The organism is Streptomyces humidus (assembly GCF_014649655.1).
Lineage (GTDB): Bacteria > Actinomycetota > Actinomycetes > Streptomycetales > Streptomycetaceae > Streptomyces > Streptomyces humidus.
This window is the reverse complement of sequence record NZ_BMTL01000146.1, coordinates 1-994: the sequence shown is the minus strand read 5'-3', so window position 1 is coordinate 994 and position 994 is coordinate 1. Positions and strand designations below refer to the sequence as shown.

1 protein-coding gene is annotated in these 994 nt (G+C 68.4%); it reads right to left on the bottom strand.

The window, feature by feature from the left end:
• Positions 1 to 964: beta-ketoacyl reductase (locus IE239_RS41480; protein WP_308435472.1), on the bottom strand; the 964-nt coding region annotated here is incomplete at its 3' end.
• Positions 965 to 994: the final 30 nt, after the last annotated feature.

Sequence of the window (994 nt, the reverse complement as noted above, 5' to 3'; positions counted from 1 at the left end):
CACCCCACAGGCCCCAGGCCAGCGACACAGCCGGCAGCCCCTGCGCACGGCGCCACTGAGCGAACGCGTCCAGGAACGCGTTCGCCGCCGAATAATTGCCCTGCCCCGGACCACCCAGCACACCCGACGCCGAGGAATACACAACAAAGGCATCCAGATCCAGACCCCGCGTCACCTCATGCAACGCCAACACCGCATCCACCTTCGGACGCAACACCCCCGCCAACCGCTCCGACGTCAACGACCCGAACACACCGTCATCCAGCACACCAGCCGTATGCACCACCCCCGACAACGGAGCATCAGCCGACACCTCCCCCAACACCCGCGCCAACGCCTCGCGATCAGCCACATCACACGCCGCCACCACCACCCGCGCACCCAGCCCCTCCAACTCCGCCTTCAACACACCCGCACCCGGAGCCCCCACACCACGCCGACTCACCAACACCAGACTCCGCACCCCATGCACCGCAACCAGATGCCGCGCCACCACCGCACCCAACGCACCCGTACCACCCGTCACCAACACCGTCCCACCCGACCGGAACACACCCCCACCCACCGACTCATCCGACGGCCCGTCCGACGACGGGACCACCACACGCGACAGCCTCGGCACCAACACCTCACCCGAGCGCACCGCAACCTGCGACTCACCCGAAGCCACCACACCCGCCAACACCCCACCCGCAGGCACCGGCTCACCCACCCCCACATCCACCAGAACAACCCGCCCCGGATCCTCCACCTGCGCCGAACGCACCAACCCCCACACCGCAGCCCCCACCGGATCCACCCCACCCGACCCACCAGCCCCACCAGACCCACCACCGACATCCACCGCACCCCGCGTCACCACCACCAAAGACCCCGAACCCGAACCCGACGACGCCAAGAACGACTGCACCACAGACAGAACCCCAGCCGTCACCTCACGCACACCCCCGGCATCCAGCACCACCGACGGCACCTCCAACACCTCCACACCACC